The sequence below is a fragment of the Maribacter sp. HS genome, from assembly GCF_048059195.1.
GTDB lineage: Bacteria > Bacteroidota > Bacteroidia > Flavobacteriales > Flavobacteriaceae > Maribacter > Maribacter dokdonensis.
In genome coordinates, this window is record NZ_JAYLVV010000002.1 from 1,142,866 (window position 1) to 1,161,167 (window position 18,302).

Genomic DNA, 18,302 nt, shown 5'->3' on the forward strand with positions numbered 1-18,302 from the left:
ATTAAAAAAAGTTAATGTGATGGCTCTATGCATTTGGATTCTTACTTCTAATCCTTTTGTATAATCTTATGCCCAGCATTAAAAGGATACCTAAAACGATAATACCTATTACTCCGAAAATCCAATTAAAAGAACTCTTTAAAATCACCAAGAATACAATGGCGAACAAAATCAACGTAGCACCTTCATTCCATATTCGCATAAATTTAGAAGTATAGTGAATATCATCGCGTTGAAACTTCTTGAAAATCTGATGGTTTTTGAAGTGATATAAAATCAATAGGACCACGAAACCTAGTTTAACATGCATCCAAGGCTGTGATAACCATCCTGGATAAATGACCAGCAACCAAATAGCAAAGAACACTGCCAATACCGCCGATGGCCATGTAATAATATACCACAAGCGTTTGGTCATCAACTTCAACTGTTTGGAAAGAATCTCTTTTTCAGGTGATGGTTTAGCATTCGCCTCAATGTGGTAAATAAATAACCTAGGTATATAAAAAAGTCCTGCAAACCATGTGATTACAAAGATGAGATGCAAGGACTTTATATAATTGTAATATTCTGACATAGGATTATAAAAACAAACTCAAGTTCAAGAAGCAAGAAACAAGTTCAAATGCAAAACTCAAGTTCAAGCTCAATTCTCTTTTCTAGTCTTATAGAAATTCAAAGTTAGTAAAAGTCGATTGAATGTATTTTATAATCTTATTGCCCCAATTCCTGCATCCCACAGGGTTTTATTATAATTAGGTATTGCCGTATCCTTTAATTGAGTTCCCCTAGCTTTTAGACCCGTCCATTGCGCGTCTAATTCAGTCTTTCTGTCTATACTAGACTTATTCAACCTGGGGATACTGCTATTGGTCTGGTTGATCATGAACAGATATTCAGCCGTAAATTTATTAGGGAAGTTCTCCACATCATCATAAGCTTGGGATTTACGTTGCACCATTTCAGTATCCCAGGCTTTCATATCGGCCAATAGTTTTTCACCGGCAGATTTCACTGTTGGATCCGTTACTTTCTTTAAAATTGCGGTCAACTCTTTTTGAGCAGCATATAATTGATTGACCATATTGTGCATTACGGTCAATTCTGCTTCGGCAGCGGTCATAAATACATCGAACTCTTCATACTGTCCAGGTTTTGTTTCATAGGTAGGCAATTCTTTTATAATACCCGTAGTAGTCACTTTTTGACCATCAACATTTAACGTAAACGTGTAGCTACCAGGAGAAACCTTATGACCTGAAAACCCAGCTTCAATATAGACATCTGGTATACCTGGCATGATAGGATATTTCATATCCCAAACAAAACGGTTTAAACCTTCATTTTTACTTAAAACCGGTGCCGGTGGAGCGCCACCACCATTATGAGGCTTGTAAGAAGGATCTTTTTCGGAACTAATGGTTCTGATTATTTTTCCCTTAGCATCTGTGATTTCCAAAGTTATAGCCGTACTATCTTTTAAATTTGGAAGCTCATAATACAATACCACACCATTTGCAGGATTGATACCTTCAAAAGGATCACTGCCCGTAAATTTTGAAGAATCACCATTTAAAGGACTGCCCCAAGAACCGTTATAAGCTTCTTTTGGCTTAAGCATCTGAAGTCCTTTTTTAGATGGCTGATATTGACCTAAGGCAATGATATCATCCAAAATCCAAAACGAGCGTCCAGAAGTAGCCACTACTAAATCACCTTTATGAACTTTTAAATCGGTAATAGGGGTTTTTGGCAAATTCAATTGAAAAGGCTCCCAAGATTTACCTCCGTTCCATGATGCATATATTCCTTTTTCGGTACCTGCATATAACAGGTCTTTCTTAAACTCATCTTCACGAACTACCCGGGTAAATGCGCCGTGCGGAATCCCGGAGTTTATTGCCGTCCATGTTTTGCCATAATTGGTTGTTTTATAGAAACCAGGCGTGTAGTCATTAAACTTATACCTTGTGGTAGCAATATAAGCCGTAGCCGGATCATGCGGAGAAACTTCAATGGCATTGATCAAACATTCCTTTAACCCTTTAGGGGTAACGTTCTCCCAAGTTTCGCCACCGTTTTTGGTCAAATGCACCAATCCGTCATCACTTCCGGTCCATATATATCCTTTTTCGTGTGGGGATTCCAAGATATATGCCAACGTACCGTAATTTTCCGCACCAACAGCTTCATTGGTATACGGACCTCCACCATTTCCTTGTTTTGCATCGATATCACGCGTAAGGTCTGGCGAAATAATATCCCAGGTTTTACCCATATCCGTAGTTTTAAAAACATATTGGGCACCATGATAAAAAGTTCCAGGTTCATGTACCGAAGCTATAATTGGGGCGTTCCAATTGAACAAGTATTTCATGTCCCTAGCCTCGCGACCTAAATACTGAATAGGCGCTTGCATAATTTGGGTAGCCGATTTTGACACCATATCCATTACCTCAACAGTACCTAAATATTGACCGCCCATAACATACCTTGGGTTATCTGGGTCAAATGCCAAAAAAGCACTTTCACCACCGGCAGAATCGGTCCAATCCCTTGTCGTAATACTACCGCTACCTGTAGATAAACTTGCAATTTTTACAGAGGTATTATCCTGTTGACCACCATAAATATTATATGGAAATAGATTGTCTACACTAATTCTATAAAACTGTGCTGTTGGCATATTGTTCTGTGTAGACCACGTTTTAGCATAATCAAAGGAAATAGATGCACCACCGTCATCTGCCAAGATCATATTTTTAGAGTTATTAGGGTTGATCCACAAATCGTGTGTATCGCCATGTGCAACATCTAGATCCTCCCAGGTTTTACCACCATCTTCTGATCGTAAAGCAGGAGCACTCAACACATAAACGGTATCTTCATCATTAGGGTCTACAAAAACCTCTATGTAATACCATGCCCGTTGTACCAAACGATTATCGCCACTGACCATACTCCAAGATTCCCCAGCATCATTTGAAACGAACAGACCACCTTTGTCCGCATTGGAATCACTTTCAATTAATGCATATACCTTATCGGAATTAGACGGACTAACGGCAATAGCCATTTTCCCTTTTTCCTCAGGTAATCCTTTATGTATTTTTTGCCATGTTTCACCTGCATCGGTAGATTTATAAAGTCCACTACCGGGTCCGCCACTCACCACCATATTGGGCATACGTTGATGTTCCCACATGGCAGCGTACATAATTTCTGGATAATTGGCATCCATAGACAGTTCAGAAGCACCGGTTAAGTTGTTTACGAACAACGTATTTTTCCACGTTTTGCCTCCATCTGTAGATTTATAGATACCACGTTCGGCATTGCCTTCAAATAGAGCTCCTTGCGCGGCAACATAAACAATATCTGGATTTGTCGGGTGGATGATAATTCGTGATATATGCTGAGTTTTTTCAAGTCCCATTTTCTTCCATGTTTTTCCGGCATCCGTAGATTTAAATACACCGTCTCCGTAAGAGGTCATTACCCCTCGTGGCGCATGTTCACCCATACCAACATACACAATATTAGGGTTAGATCCCGATACCGAAACAGCACCAACGGAACCCATTTCAAAATATCCATCAGAAATATTTTCCCACCGTTGCCCTGCAGATTCTGTTTTCCAAACTCCGCCACCTGTCGTACCCATATAATACGTCATTGGGTCACCAATAACGCCCGTAGCAGTTACCGAACGTCCACCCCTGAACGGACCAATATTTCTAAATTTTAAAGGTTCAAAGTAATCATTGGCAGTTTGTGCAAAAGTTAAGGTCGTTGCCAGTATCGTTACAAAGCAGAGTAATTGTTTTTTCATGTGTGGTAGTTCGGTGGTTATTTGTGATATTCTAAATTGTCTGTTCTGTAAAGCCTAAAGAAAAAATGTATCGAGAACCATTGGGAACACAAAAGGTTTCTCGATACTAATTTTTTCATACTTCAAAAATTCACTCGAAATGACAGTTTTGAACCTTACTTACTGTCATCAATAAACAAATAGTTCAAGTTCAATTCATTGAAGCCTTTGTTGAATTCTTTAAGTTCTGATGATATTACCTCGTTAAAAATTTGAAGCTCTTTATTGATCTTAGCCGTTAGTTCATTCTTTACGGCAATATCTTGTTCAGTTGGTGGAAAGTCCCCTATAGAAACCAAACTGTTCAAATGTCCTAATTTATTGGTCAACTTAATAGGGAAGTTCAAAGGATCTTGTCTACTTCTATTTTTGGTCTGATATAGCGCCTTCTCTACCTCACCAAGTTTCTCTTTCATCACTTTTGCCTTTTCGATCAAATCCTTGGTTCTGGCGTCATCTTTATACTGCTCCGTAAATGAATTCAGTTGCTTGGTAACATCTCTAATCTTCTTTATAGATTGATGCGCATTTTCAATGGTAGTATTGATATCGGTAATAAAATCGTATTGCTGTTGCATTTCTGCCACTGAACTTTCCGCTCTTGGGTCTGGCAAAATGGTAAACGTTTCGCTACTATTGCCGCCGTTTACGTTCAAATGCACTTTATAATCACCAGGCACTGCTTTTGCCCCGTCAAAACTAGCCCACCAGAAAATCATACCTTCCAATTTGGTAGCTCCTTTACCTCGCGTATTCCAAACAAAAGTATTCCCGCCTTTTTTAAGGTTTAGCTTCTCCTCTTTTTTCTTTGCGATAGAACTATAGTTCGCCAAGGTATCACCTACCATATTGGTATAGGTAAGCTGAACCGTATCTTTTTCTGAGTAATTTTTAAGTAAGAAATGGGTAATTACACCGTTCTCCAAATTCTGTCCTGATGTTTTGGAGGGCTTTTTAGCTGCCATACCCTTAGTTCTATAAGAATCCTTTGGCTTAAACAATACAGTACTTGCACTTTTCTTAGATTCATCTAACTGATGTAAAACAGTAAGGTCATCAATAATCCATAGACTTCTACCTTGTGTAGCTACTATTAGGTTATCATCTTTGATCGTTAAATCCGTAATTGGCACAATTGGCAAATTCATTTGAAAAGAAGACCAGCTTGCCCCGTCGTTGAACGAAACATACATACCGGTTTCTGTACCGGCATATAACAAACCTTTCTTTTTAGGATCTTCACGAAGCACCCTTGTGAAATGTTCAGCAGGTATACCGTTCGTTATTTTTGACCATGTTTTACCATAGTCCGTTGTTTTATAAAGGTAGGGTTGAAAATCGCCCAGCTTATATCTCGTTGCCGCAACATAGCAGGTACCCTCCTCAAAATTAGAAGGTTCAATACTATTGATCATATTCCACTCTGGCATATTCGGCGGAGTTACATTTTCCCACGTTGCACCGGCATCTTTTGAAACATGTATTAATCCATCATCACTACCTACCCAAAGCAAACCTTCTTTTAAAGGACTCTCGTTTGCCGTAAAAATGGTACAGTAATATTCAACACTGGTATTATCTTGAGTAATAGGACCGCCACTTGAACCTAATTTTGTAGGGTCATTTCTTGTAAGGTCACCACTTATAACTTCCCAGCTTTGGCCTTCGTTTTCCGTTACATGCACATAATTGGAGAAGGTATATAGTTTCTTAGGATTATGTCTACTGAACAGAATAGGGAAGTTCCATTGAAAACGGTACTTCATTGCTTCTGCTCCGGCTCCCATAGGATTGTCCGGCCATACATTGACTCCTCTTACAGAACCCGTTTCATGATTAACACGAGTTAGAAATCCGTCATAACTACCACCGTATACAATATCATCATTGGTTGGGTCTACGGCAATCCATGCAGACTCACCTCCTGCAGTTTCCTCCCAGTTGTTATCATCAATAGTACGACCATCACTTCTATGCTCTATCCGCAAGGTTGAATTATCTTGTTGTGCCACATAAATTCTATACGGGAAAGAATTGTCCGTAGTGACCCTATAAAATTGAGCTGTGGGCTGATTGTAGTAGGTACTCCACGTTTCTCCGCCATCATAGGAAATTTGTGCACCACCATCATCACCAATGATCATACGTCGAGAATTTTCAGGAGAAATCCACAGATCATGGTGATCCCCATGCGGAGCATTGAAGGTATTGAACGTTTTACCACCATCGGTAGACTTATGGTAGTTTACATTCAGCACATAAACAACATCTTCATCTTGAGTATCGGCATACACTCTAGTGTAATACCATGCGCGCTGACGAATTTTACGTTCTTCATTTACAAGAGACCATGTTTTACCTCCATTTTCTGAACGATATAATCCACCTTTATCTTTGTTTTCAACAATTGCCCAAACTTTTTCCGAGTTTTTTGGCGAAACAGCTACTCCTATAATACCTAAAGTATCGGTAGGAAAACCATCATTCTTGGAAATCTCTGTCCAGGTCTCACCACTATCCATACTTTTCCAAAGTGCAGAACCATCGCCACCACTAATTAAACTGTAAGGTGTACGTTGTGCATGCCATGTAGATGCATATAATATTCTTGGGTTGTTAGGATCAAAAGTCAGATCTACCGCACCGGCCTGTTCGTTTACAAAAAGTACCTGCTTCCAATTTTTTCCACCATCGGTACTTTTATATATACCACGGTCTTTTGTTGGTTTATAGATATCACCAAGCACAGCAGCATAAACTGTATTATAATCTGTAGGGTGCACGCGAAGACGAGGTACGTGCCTGCTTTTTTCCAATCCGGCGGTAGCCCATGTTTTACCGCCATCCTCGGTTTTCCACACTCCGTAACCAGAAGATACATTACCTCTTAAGGTTTTTTCACCACCACCAACATAAATGACATTAGGGTCGCTTTTTGCAACTTCTACGGCTCCAATGCTTCCACCAAAATATCCATCGGAAATATTATCCCAAGTACGGCCGCCATCCAGTGTTTTCCATACTCCGCCACCAGCTGCGCCAAAGTAAAATAAATTGGGTTTCCCTGGTACTCCAGTTACTGCTGCAGAACGGCCACCACGAAACGGACCTATTAATCTATAATCTAAACTAGAATATAATTCTTCTGGGTAGGTCGGTAAAGTACTTTGTGATTTGTTTCTTCTTTGAGATAGTACCGATAACGGCAATAGCAAACATGCCAGCAAGAGTATGCCAGCATTGGTAAGGTGCTTTTTCATTTTGATAGTTTGAAGTTAGTCTTCTCTAAAATTAAACAATTAGTTGAGCAAATGTTGATTTTAAGATTTTATTAGCATCTCTAGAACAGTATTATTATCAAAATGAAAATTTACTAGGCATTTATAAATTCAATCTTTAAAAAGAAGGGCAACTATTCCTATTTAAATAATTAAGTATTCCCAGAAAGTAAAAAAATCGGTTCTGTAACATTAACAATAAAATATGCGAACAATTAAAGTATTCTTATATTTAGAGCAACAAACTAACAATTATGAAATTTAAAACACTATTATTTTCGGCATCGTTAATTGCCATTCTATTCAACGGATTGACAATAAATACGGTTAATGCCCAAACCAATGATTTTCTTTACGGAGACCAATTACCAGATGCACCAGAACTAAGTGCCAGAGGGGAATATAAGGTAGGTGTAAAGACGGTAAACCTTGTTAACCCCAACCAAGTAGATATTTTAAATTCAAAAGAAGGTAACGACCCAACGTATGACAGACCAATTACGATTGAAGTTTGGTATCCTGCCAATGTAGGCGACGATGCTAAAACCGTTGTATATGATGAAGTCATGGGGACTAGGGGAGATTCGTTAAGACCTTTAACTCCATTTTCCTTTAAGGGACGCGCATACAGAGATGCCACACCAAAGACCGGAAATAAATTTCCTTTGGTTGTTGTTTCTCACGGTTATGTTGGCTCTAGATACTTAATGACCTATTTAACCGAAAACCTCGCATCTAAAGGGTATATCGTTGCCGCCATAGATCATACCGATTCTACTTTCAAAGACGCCAATGCATTTCAAAGCACATTATTGAATAGACCAAAGGATATTCGTTTTGTAATCAATGAAATGGAAAAAATGGGTGCAAAAGGCTCTAAAAATAATTTAGAAGGTGCAGTAGACGCTAACAATACCGCAATTATAGGGTACTCCATGGGAGGCTACGGCGTATTAAATGTTGGCGGGGCCGGTTATAGCGCTGGTCTGGCACAATTCTTTACAGGAATGACCGGTGGCAGCACTGCAATCTCAGTACATACAGCCGGAAATGCTGCATACGAAAAAATGACCGATGCTAGAATTAAGGCAATCGTAGCATTTGCACCATGGGGAATGGAACGTGGTGTTTGGGATGCCGAAGGATTAAAAGGATTAAAAACCCCTACTTTCTTTATTGCCGGCAGCCAAGATGATATCTCTGGTTATGAAAAGGGAATTAAAGCCATATACGAAGGTGCAGTAAATGCCGACCGTTATTTGCTGACCTATATGAATGCGAGACATAATGTAGCCCCTAACCCACCACCAGCAGAAGCTTTGGCACCAGGTCTACATATAGATGAATATTACAGATACGCAGAGCCATCTTGGGATCAGCGCAAAATGAACAATATAAACCAGCATTTTGTAACTGCCTTCATAGGTAAGCATTTAAAAAACCAAGTCAACACCAAGTTTTTAGAAGTTCAGGAAGATTCCAACGAAAAAGACTGGACAGGTTTTAAACCTAGGTCATCTACCGGAATGGAGTTGTTACATGCACAACCTGCAAACTAACCTAATTTCTCAATTTAGCTGCTTTAGGAACTTCTTCCTTTAGCAGCTTCATATATGTGTTTTGATTGGAAATCAACTCTTTCAATTTCCATACCAATAGAAATATGGCAACCGCAATGAATTGTGATAAGATAAAAATCATATTCGTATTATTTAGCGTTTCTAACGCTACTTACGGAATATGTTTTGTAAGGTTTGATTTACTATTGAATTAAACCAAATTCTTATCAATTTCCTTTTTCAAAAAATACCCCGTAACAATGGTTGCAAGTACATCTGCAATGGGGAAGGAAATCCAAACACCTAGTTCGCCTAGAAAATTTGGTAGGATCAGTATTAAGGGAATAAAGAAGAACCCTTGTCGACATAAGGTCAATAACAATGCCGGCACAGCTTTTCCTATGGCTTGAAAGTATGCCGCACCAATAAGCTGTAAGGCAATAATGGGAGTAGCGGCAAATACCCATCGCATGGCAGAAGGGGTATTCTCCAAAACAAATGCATTGGTTGCCAATTCCAATTCGCTCATATTTGGTTTATGGCTCAAAAAGAGTCCGGCTATTTCCGCAGGAAAAATCATGAGTCCGGCGAAAACGATTGTTGCCAATATTGCCGCATATTTTATAGCGGTGTATATAGATTCTTTTACCCTATCGTACTTTTCAGCACCATAATTAAACCCTGCAATGGGCAAAAAGCCTTGTGTGACACCGAATACCGGAAAAAGTGCGAACATTAACATTCTACCGATAATAGCATATACCGCTACCATTGCCTCACCTCCCAAATCAAAAAGAATATTATTCATCAATAGATAAATTACGCTCACTACAGCCTGTCGAGAAAGGGTCACCATCCCAAGTGAGCTTATTTCCTTGATTATTGAAAACTTGATGCGTACATATTTTGGACTCAGTTTTAATTCTGAATTATGGGACAGAAAAAAATAAACGATGTATAGAAAACATAGCAAGTAACTTATGGTTGTGGCCCAAGCGGCTCCTTCCATACCGTAATCCATCACGTTAATAAGCAAATAATCCAAAATCAAATTCCCGATTGACGGAATTATCATGGCGATCATGGCAAATTTGGGTTTGCCTTCCGATCGGATCACATTATTGCCCATCATATTAAGACCCAAGAAAGGGACACCATACAGTACAATAACATAATAGATTTTAGCCAACTCAAAAATAGAGCCCTTACCGCCAAATGCAGGGATTAGGGTATCTACAAAAGTAAGCCCTAGGGCAACCATTGTTGTGGTGATCAAAATGGTAAATGAAATTTGATTACCAAAAGTGCGTAATGCCTTTTCTTTATTTCCGGCACCCAAGGCCCTTGAAATAATACTGGCACCGCCAATACCAATGGCCATACCTAAAGCTCCTATAAAAAAAGAAATGGGTAAAACTACGTTTATAGCTGCAATAGCAATGGACCCTATCCAATTACCAACGAAGATAGAATCTACAAGTACATTGAGTGACATTACCAAAATACCGATACTGGCAGGCAATGCTTGTTTTATAAGCAAACTAGATATTGATTCCGTTCCTAATTGTTCTGCGGAAACGTTTGCCATTGCATTGAGTTTTAACTTTTATTTTTCATTCTTAAAAGAAATAACGGCGCTACACTACTGATGCTTGGTTCTTAACAATGGAATCTGCAATATGATCCCACAAATTAATGCGCTCTTTTAATGCTTTTTCTGAACATTCTAACACCTCGTGCCATTTGTCTTCATTATCACCACACAATTCTTGAATCATTTTTAATGAAAGCGGACCGTGTTCATCCCCATCCAATTCTATATGCCTTCTTAGGTAGTATTCTAATTTAGGGTATGTATTATCACCAGCCTGATCTACAATTTTCAAGAACATATCAGGTATTAAATCTTCCCTACCAAAAGTAAATGCAGCTGCAATTTTATGTGGTTCTTGTGTTTGTATCGTTTTATAAGTAAATGACAAAAATGATTGTACGGCATCATTTAAATTGGCATTACCAATTGTTGCTAAAACCGTATCAAGCGAATCAATTTTACTTAGGAAATCGGTTATTTTACTAGTATCCGCACCTACTTCTACCATAGCATCCAAGTACATTTCATAGTGACTTTTTAATGCTCCCAATTCGTTTACGTCTGTTTCTTCTTCTAAAACAATCTCATTAATAAACCGAGCGGTATTTGTATTCTTTACCGGTTTCCACGGTAATGTTGTGCAGGTAAGGTTAATTTGTAACGCTTTCAAGAGCGACATAAAATCCCATACGGCATATACATGGCTTTCCATGAATATTTGGATATCCTCAACAGACTTTAATTTGTTATAAAGGACATGATTTCTTAATTGCTCTCTTAAAGGCTCTAATATAATTTCTATTTCTTCGATTTTCATAGCGGTGATTTTCTTAGAGTTATTAAAATTTATGTGCTTGGAGCAACATCTAACTTATTGGTCTCTTCCCAATCATTGACCCATTTGGCCATGACCTTTACCCAAGCATCATTATCGTTCATACAAGGTATATGTTTGTAGTCAGCTCCACCAGCTTCTAAAAACTGTTCTTTGCCTTCCATAGCTATTTCTTCTAACGTTTCAAGACAATCGCTCACGAAAGCGGGAGTAATAACAGCCAATTTCTTCTTGCCTTCTTTCGCCAATCGTTCAAACTCATAATCGGTATAAGGCTTTAGCCATGGGTCACCCGCCAAACGCGACTGAAAAGAAGTACTCACTTGTTCTTCTTGTAACCCTAAATATTCCTTGACCATTTTGGTTGTGTCATAAACTTGGTGTCTATAACAGGTATTATGAGCTACGGAATTAACATTACAACATGAACCATCTATTTTACAGTGAAAACTGGTTGGATCGTTCTTACGGATATGGCGTTCTGGAATACCGTGGTAAGAGAATAAAACGTGGTCGTAATCAAAGCCTTCCAGCCCGTCTTTAATACTTTCCGATAACACTTTGATAAACTCCGGATGTTTATAGAAAGCAGGCAAGGTAGTTATTTTCATTCCAGGAAATGAAGCTTCTTGCTCTTCAAGTACCTTTACCACTACCGTTTCAAAACTAGACATGGCATAATGAGGGTAAAGTGGTACTAAAAGCACATCATCCACACCTTTATCCTTTAATTCTTGCATGGCGTTTTTAATGGTCATGGTGCCATAGCGCATACCCAAGGCAACTGGCATTTTGGTCTCTGTCTTTAATTTATTGGTAAATCGTTCAGAGATTACAATTAAAGGAGAACCTTCTTCCCACCAAATTTTAGCATAGGCCTCAGCAGATTTTTTTGGTCTGGTCTGTAAAATAATTCCCCTTACCAAAATTGTTCTTAGCCATTTGGGCGCATCTATTACGCGCTCATCCATTAAAAATTCATCTAAATAAGGCTTAACATCTTTTGGGGTAGGACTATCAGGCGATCCTAAATTAACCAATAAAACTCCTTTCATAGCGTATGTGTTTATTTTTCAAATGCAAAAATAACACTTGAACATAGATGATATTTTAATTTTTGACAATAGTTTTTCTATACTTCCATAAAGCAAACTAATAACAGGCCAATAAATTTTTAGTGTTATTTTGTTTTAGTAAGTTGTAGAGCATAGAGATCTATAACCCATTTTATATGAATACTTTTTTTGATACGGTACCAAAAAGTGCACTTTACTTCTTTATAGCTTCTACCCTTGGCGTTCTAATTGCCTATTGGGTCATTTCCTTTTTCATCAAAAAATATGGTAAAGACCCTAAATATCTACTACCAAACGGAGCATTCAAAAAAATTAGTAGACCCATTTTCTTGATCATATTCTCGATTTGGTTGCGATCGGAGTCTATACGAACTTTATTACAATTAGAAGAGCATGATTACTGGTTTAAGAAAACAAGTACTATTCTCTTTATTGCATCTTTAACCTGGTTGTTGCTCAATTTATTAAAGATTATAAAAACTGTAATTGTCAGTAACTATGATGTTCACGTAGAAAATAATTTGAAAGCCCGAAAAATCTACACACAGTTCAACATACTGGAACGTATATTTATTTTTACCATCATTATATTGGCCATTGGCGCAGTTCTTATGAGCTTTGAAAGTATACGTGAGCTGGGTGTCAGTATTTTTGCCTCTGCAGGTGTTGCTGGTATTATTATAGGTTTTTCAGCACAAAAAATGATAGGCACCGTTTTGGCAGGTATTCAAATTGCCATTGCGCAACCCATAAAAATTGATGATGTGGTCATTGTAGAAGGTGAATGGGGACGAATTGAGGAAATAACATTGACCTATGTCGTAGTAAAAATTTGGGACAAGCGAAGGTTGATCGTGCCCACTACGTATTTTATTGAAAAACCATTTCAAAACTGGACCAAAACCTCATCTGATATTTTAGGAACCGTTTTTCTTTATACCGACTATACTGTACCTTTTGATGCCTTGCGTGAAGAACTGACCAAGATTTTAAAAAGTACAGATTTATGGGACAAAGAGGTCAATGTACTTCAAGTAACCGATAGCAAACAAAATTGTGTAGAAATAAGAGCCCTTATGAGTGCCAAAGATTCGCCCACAGCTTGGGATCTACGTGTTCATGTACGTGAAAAGCTCATAACTTTTTTACAGAAAAATTATCCTGAGAGTATAGCCAAGAACAGGGTTTTGTTGGAAAAATCTACGGATGAAAATAACAATTCATAATTTAGCTTAATGAAACATATATTCTTGATTCTTTTTCTTTGTGGGTGCATTTCAGTTCAAGCCCAACAAATCACCTGCTCCCCAAAAGACAGCACTGCTGTAGAAAGCAAACTAGTTGAAATCGACGGAATGTATCAGGGTGATTTTGGCACAACTATGGTAAACATTGGTAAGTCGTTTATGCAAACTCCGTATGTTGCCAAAACCTTAGAAATTGGCAATACAGAAACTTTAGTAGTAAATCTACAAGGATTGGATTGCACCACATTTGTTGAGAATGTGCTTGCTTTTTCCCTTCTGCTCCGTCAGCAAGAAATGTCCTTTGACGCTTATTTAAAAAATCTTGAAATTATACGATATAAAGATGGTGCTTTAGACGGTTATGCCTCTCGCCTTCATTATTTCTCTGAGTGGATTGCCAACAATGCGGAAAAAGGACTTCTTAAAGATATTACCGGTGAAATTGGTGGCGCAGCAATCACGAAGGATATCAATTTTATGAGCACGCACAGGGATTTGTATCCCTTCTTGGCAGATGATGTCAATTTCTCAAAAATTAAAGCTTCAGAGAACTATTTAAATAATCAGGCTATTTGTGTACTGGCCCAAGGTGATATTGCAGCCAACGAACATTTAATACAAACCGGTGATATTATTGCTTTAGCAACTTCCATAAACGGTTTAGATGTAACCCATACGGGTATTGCCACCAGAGAAAAAGATGGTAGAATTCACTTACTGCATGCATCAACCGGGTCTATGGATGTTGAAGTATCAAAAAAACCGTTGGCAGATTATCTAAAAGGCATAAAAAGCAATACGGGTATTATGGTGGTAAGACCTCTTTAAGCAGTACCACCCGCCAAGGCCAACAAGTATTTTTTAGGTGTTGTATTATACTTTTTCTTAAATGCCGCAATAAAATGACTAGAGGTGCTATACCCAACCCTTAACCCTATTTCATTCACATTATACTGACCGGTTTCTAATAACCGCTTTGCATAATCCATCTTATGATCAAATAAAAAGCTGTACACAGAATCACCGTAAATTTGTTTAAAACCTTCTTTTAAGCGTTTTAAACTCAGACCTACTTCGCTTGACAGTTCTGCCAATGTTGGTGGTTCGGCCATATTTGCCAAAATAATTTCTTTGGCTTTCTTGATTTTCTTTACGTTTTCCTCATCTGCCAAATACGGGCATTGTTCAATATCTGCATTGGGGCTTCTATTAAAGTACAAGGCAATCAATTCATAAATCTTACCTTTTACGTACAACGATTTTATAGAAGGATGTAGATTATAATTCACGATCTGACTTAATATAACGGCTATAGAGGGTGAAAAAGGTTCTTGTGCATAGTACTTTTTTTCTTTGTTCTCTGCACTTAAAAACGGAATATAATCTGCCTCTGCCGTAAAGAGGGAGTGAAATTTTCGTAAGGTCATCACCACAGAAACCAATGAGGATTTTGGATTAAGGTCCAAATTTAAAGGAAGGTCTAATTGGGTGTTATACAACAGTAAAGAATTCTCTTCCTTAACATCTAGACTATAATTTCCTTGATTAAAATTATAGGCTCCGCTTCCCTTAAGACAGAAGTGAAACTGTATGAACCGCTTATTGATATCACGGGTATACTGTACCATCCTATCCTCCTCATTCTGAAACTTTAGCACATAGAATCCGTCTTCTATCAAAACCTCATCGTATGACCCTTGAGCGTTACTTTTATCTTCCATTTTTCAATTTCTATTTTTATTCTATTTAGAAAGCATCTAAATAAAACACCTACTATTCGCTGATAACACTATAAAATTATAGCTAATTAACTGATAAATGTCATTTTTTATCTAAAAATTCGGCAGACGACATTAATTGTACCTCTAGCGTTGTTTTTATTGAATTGATGACCATATTTTTGTACCCGCTTTATGAAGGACTATCACATTTCTAAACACAACTCCTTTTACACCATTGGTCTTAACTATAAAAAGGCCGATGCCGAGGCCCGTGGTAAATTTAGTTTAGACGAAATTGCCATTGGTAAATTACTTACTGAAGCTAAAAAGCAGGGGATAGATGGTTTATTGGCCACCTCTACGTGCAACCGAACCGAGTTACACGGTTTTGCCCAACACCCTTTTCAACTTATAAAATTATTATGTGACCACTCTAACGGAACCGTTGAAGCTTTTCAAGAAGTGGCATATGTCTATAAGAACAAAGAAGCGATCAATCACTTGTTTCGTGTAGGTACAGGTTTGGACAGTCAGATACTTGGGGATTTTGAAATCATTAGCCAACTAAAGCAAAGTTTTAAGCGATCTAAAGAATTGGGCATTGCCAATCCGTTCATTGAGCGTCTTTGCAATAGCATCATACAAGCCAGTAAACGTATTAAAAACGAAACTGAGATTTCTTCCGGAGCCACATCGGTAGCCTTCGCATCTGTACAATACATTATGCGTAACGTTGAAAATGTATCGGATAAGAATATCTTATTATTTGGTACTGGTAAAATTGGTCGCAATACGTGCGAGAATTTAATAAAGCACACCAAAAATTCACATATCACCCTTATCAATAGAACCAAAGGTAAAGCTGAGCAAATTGCGGGGAAGTTTAACCTTATGGTAAAAGATTACGGCGATTTACAATCGGAAATAAGAAAATCGGATATTCTGGTGGTTGCCACAGGTGCACAAAAACCAACGATTACCAAAGAATTGATCTATACCAATAAACCTTTATTGATATTAGATTTGTCCGTTCCTAAAAATGTTGACGCTTCCGTTTCCAATATGGAAAACGTAACCGTAATTCATTTAGATCATTTATCTCAAATGACAGATGAAACCTTGGAACGCAGAAAACAATACATTCCAGATGCAGAAGCTATAAATGAAGAAGTAAAGCATGATTTCAACCAGTGGTTAGAAACCAGAAAATTTGCTCCTGTTATTAAAGCTTTAAAAAAGAAATTGAAGACCATTAAAGATGAGGAGCTTGACTATCAATCTAAAAAAACGGTAGATTTCAATTCGCACCAGGCAGATGTGGTTACCAATCGCATCATTCAAAAAATAACCAAACAATTTGCAAATCATCTTAAAGATGACTCGGTAGATTCCAATTCAAGTTTAGAATTTATCCAAAAAGTTTTTCAATTAGAATTGGACGAGAAATGAGTAAAGTAATACGATTAGGCACACGCGATAGCGAGTTAGCGCTATGGCAGGCAAATACCGTAAAAGATCAACTACAAGCATTAGGCCATACCGTAAAATTAGTCCCTGTAAAATCTACGGGAGATTTAATTTTAGATAAGCCCTTATATGAATTAGGTATCACCGGGGTATTCACCAAAACATTGGATGTTGCCATGATCAATGGCGATATTGATATTGCCGTACACTCCATGAAAGACGTACCCACTGCCCTGCCGCAAGGGATTGTAAAAGCCGCTGTTTTAAAACGTGGCAATTACATGGATATCATGGCATTTAAGGACAATGAAGAGTTTTTGGGAGCACGCGATGCCGTTATAGCTACCGGTAGTTTACGTAGACAGGCACAATGGCTCAACAGATACCCAACACACACTGTTGTAGATCTAAGGGGCAATGTAAACAGCCGTTTGGAAAAGTTGTACAATAATGAATGGAACGGTGCCATTTTTGCCGCTGCAGGCTTGGAACGTATTGGTTTAGAACCGGAGAATACCATTGGTCTTACCTGGATGTTGCCCGCACCTGCCCAAGGAGCTATTATGGTAGTAGCCATGGAGGACAATGAAGAAGTTCGTGAAGCATGTGCACAACTGAACCATGAGGAAACCGATACCTGTGTTACCTTGGAAAGACAATTTCTTAGGGAACTGGAAGGTGGTTGTAGCGCACCTATAGGGGCACTATCCTATATCAACAAAGAAAATATTGTAACGCTAAAAGGCGTATTGTTAAATGTTGATGGAAGTAAAAAATTAGAAACAGAGCTAACTGCACCACTGGGCAAACACCAAAATTTAGGTATAGATTGTGCCAAGACCATTTTGGCCAGAGGTGGTAGACGTTTAATGACCGAATTGGCAAGTGCCGGAACCGAGGTAAACATTTTTTCTACAAAGAAACTTACACCTCAACAGCAACTTAGCCTTAATATTTCTGTAAATGCGGATTCAGATGATTTCATAAAAATCAATTTTAATCGTATTTCTCCGATTGTTCTTAAAAAGGAGCACAAGAATGTAGTCTTCACCAGCAAAAATGCCGTTGAAGCAGTATTGGCAAGTAGAGATGTGTCCGAATTAAATTTTGAGAATATCTATTGTGTAGGTAGAAAAACAAGAAGATTTATAAAAAATAAGTTTGGCAAAATAACGCATTACGAAAACAATGCGAAAGACCTGGCCAATCACTTAGTGGAATTTATTGATGGTACAGAAGTTACCTATTTTCACGGAAATCTTAGCTTGGAAGAATTGCCTGTTATTTTAGAGGAAAACAATATTACGGTCAATGCCATTGAAGCATATAGAACAAAATTATCCGGTAAGTCCATACCAGAATCCGTAAAAGGCATCATGTTCTTTAGTCCGTCTAACGTTGAAAGTTATTTAAAAGAAAATTCAGCAGATAAGGTGGCGTATTGCATAGGAGAAACCACCGCAAAAGCGGCCAGGGAACATTTCACTGAAGTTAAAGTTGCCAAAATACCAACGGTAGAAAGTGTTATTGAATTGGTGAATGCGGATTATGAAGATTAGCCAATGGCTGTTGGCTAAAAAATTAAAAATTAACGTCTTTGAGAGCATAGCGAAGCAATCGGTTTCTTAGGAACACCAACAAACAGATTGCTTCG

13 protein-coding genes are annotated in these 18,302 nt (G+C 38.1%); 5 read left to right on the forward strand and 8 right to left on the reverse strand.

Annotation, left to right across the window (positions count from 1 at the left end; all coding sequences use genetic code 11):
* Nucleotides 1–25: 25 nt before the first annotated feature.
* From VBZ51_RS04960 to VBZ51_RS04970, 3 genes are all read right to left on the reverse strand, one after another.
* Complete coding sequence (locus VBZ51_RS04960) at nucleotides 26–577, reverse strand: CopD family protein (RefSeq protein ID WP_416576236.1); 552 nt, start codon at nucleotides 575–577, stop codon at nucleotides 26–28.
* A 129-nt stretch (nucleotides 578–706) separates the two neighbouring features.
* Nucleotides 707–3,832: a VPS10 domain-containing protein gene (locus VBZ51_RS04965; protein WP_416576237.1), complete on the reverse strand. Its 3,126-nt coding sequence runs from the start codon at nucleotides 3,830–3,832 to the stop codon at nucleotides 707–709.
* Between the two features lie 155 nt (nucleotides 3,833–3,987).
* Complete coding sequence (locus VBZ51_RS04970) at nucleotides 3,988–7,131, reverse strand: WD40/YVTN/BNR-like repeat-containing protein (protein WP_416576238.1); 3,144 nt, start codon at nucleotides 7,129–7,131, stop codon at nucleotides 3,988–3,990.
* Nucleotides 7,132–7,403: 272 nt separating this feature from the next.
* Between VBZ51_RS04970 and VBZ51_RS04975 the strand changes: the two genes are divergently transcribed.
* Nucleotides 7,404–8,708, forward strand: a complete 1,305-nt coding sequence (locus VBZ51_RS04975; RefSeq protein WP_416576239.1) for an alpha/beta hydrolase family protein — start codon at nucleotides 7,404–7,406, stop codon at nucleotides 8,706–8,708.
* Between the two features lies 1 nt (nucleotide 8,709).
* On the opposite strand, the gene VBZ51_RS04980 is transcribed toward VBZ51_RS04975, so the two are convergent.
* The 4 genes from VBZ51_RS04980 to hemH form a co-directional block, all read right to left on the reverse strand.
* On the reverse strand, nucleotides 8,710–8,850 hold the full coding sequence (locus VBZ51_RS04980; protein ID WP_416576240.1) for a hypothetical protein: 141 nt from the start codon (nucleotides 8,848–8,850) through the stop codon (nucleotides 8,710–8,712).
* A 69-nt stretch (nucleotides 8,851–8,919) separates the two neighbouring features.
* The gene (locus VBZ51_RS04985; protein WP_416576241.1) at nucleotides 8,920–10,296 is read right to left on the reverse strand and encodes an MATE family efflux transporter; all 1,377 of its coding nucleotides are present in this window, start codon (nucleotides 10,294–10,296) and stop codon (nucleotides 8,920–8,922) included.
* 49 nt (nucleotides 10,297–10,345) lie between these two features.
* Complete coding sequence (locus tag VBZ51_RS04990; protein WP_416576242.1) at nucleotides 10,346–11,119, reverse strand: DUF3050 domain-containing protein; 774 nt, start codon at nucleotides 11,117–11,119, stop codon at nucleotides 10,346–10,348.
* A 29-nt stretch (nucleotides 11,120–11,148) separates the two neighbouring features.
* Nucleotides 11,149–12,192 (reverse strand): ferrochelatase, encoded by a 1,044-nt coding sequence (hemH, locus tag VBZ51_RS04995; protein ID WP_416576243.1) that lies wholly within the window; start codon nucleotides 12,190–12,192, stop codon nucleotides 11,149–11,151.
* A 176-nt stretch (nucleotides 12,193–12,368) separates the two neighbouring features.
* Here hemH and VBZ51_RS05000 point away from each other — a divergent pair, with 176 nt between their 5' ends.
* Nucleotides 12,369–13,439, forward strand: coding sequence for a mechanosensitive ion channel family protein (locus tag VBZ51_RS05000; RefSeq protein WP_416576244.1), 1,071 nt, complete (start codon nucleotides 12,369–12,371; stop codon nucleotides 13,437–13,439).
* A gap of 9 nt (nucleotides 13,440–13,448) precedes the next feature.
* Nucleotides 13,449–14,288, forward strand: a complete 840-nt coding sequence (locus VBZ51_RS05005; RefSeq protein WP_416576245.1) for an N-acetylmuramoyl-L-alanine amidase-like domain-containing protein — start codon at nucleotides 13,449–13,451, stop codon at nucleotides 14,286–14,288.
* Here the strand turns inward: VBZ51_RS05005 and VBZ51_RS05010 are convergent.
* Nucleotides 14,285–15,181 carry a helix-turn-helix transcriptional regulator gene (locus tag VBZ51_RS05010; protein ID WP_416576246.1) on the reverse strand — a complete coding sequence of 299 codons (897 nt, stop codon included), beginning with the start codon at nucleotides 15,179–15,181 and terminating at the stop codon, nucleotides 14,285–14,287. The genes VBZ51_RS05005 and VBZ51_RS05010 overlap by 4 nt on opposite strands.
* A 192-nt stretch (nucleotides 15,182–15,373) precedes the next feature.
* On the opposite strand from VBZ51_RS05010, the gene hemA reads away from it, so the two are divergent.
* A complete protein-coding gene (gene hemA / locus VBZ51_RS05015; RefSeq protein ID WP_416576247.1) occupies nucleotides 15,374–16,630 on the forward strand; it encodes a glutamyl-tRNA reductase in 1,257 nt (418 codons plus the stop codon).
* Nucleotides 16,627–18,207, forward strand: a complete 1,581-nt coding sequence (hemC, locus tag VBZ51_RS05020) for a hydroxymethylbilane synthase (protein ID WP_416576248.1) — start codon at nucleotides 16,627–16,629, stop codon at nucleotides 18,205–18,207. Before hemA ends, hemC begins: the two co-directional genes overlap by 4 nt.
* The last annotated feature ends 95 nt before the right edge of the window (nucleotides 18,208–18,302 follow it).